The organism is Paraburkholderia sp. SIMBA_027 (genome assembly GCF_046535315.1).
GTDB lineage: Bacteria > Pseudomonadota > Gammaproteobacteria > Burkholderiales > Burkholderiaceae > Paraburkholderia > Paraburkholderia tropica.
Map to the genome: position 1 here is coordinate 1 of NZ_JAWRWY010001673.1, position 233 is coordinate 233.

At 36.1% G+C, this 233-nt stretch carries 1 protein-coding gene; it reads left to right on the plus strand.

What is annotated here, in order from left to right; translation table 11 throughout:
• A partial coding sequence (locus SB764_RS44870) for a UTRA domain-containing protein (RefSeq protein ID WP_410867418.1) occupies positions 1–219 on the plus strand: 219 nt, incomplete at its 5' end.
• Positions 220–233 lie beyond the last annotated feature (14 nt).

Below are 233 nucleotides of genomic sequence, written 5' to 3' on the forward strand. Positions count from 1 at the left end.
GAGACAAACGATTTTAAACCGACTCATGTCGAGCAAACGTTTGAAGCGGTGTTAAGCAATAACGATACAGCCTCCAAATTAGAAATACCTATAGGAGAGCCGCTTTTAAAGGTTACATCAATGGTATATAAGGATGAGGAACCGCTAGAGTTTAAAGAGGCCTTTTATAAAGGGGATATTTATAAGTTTTTTGTGACAAGAAGGCTTCATTTTGAATAACAAAAAATTGAACG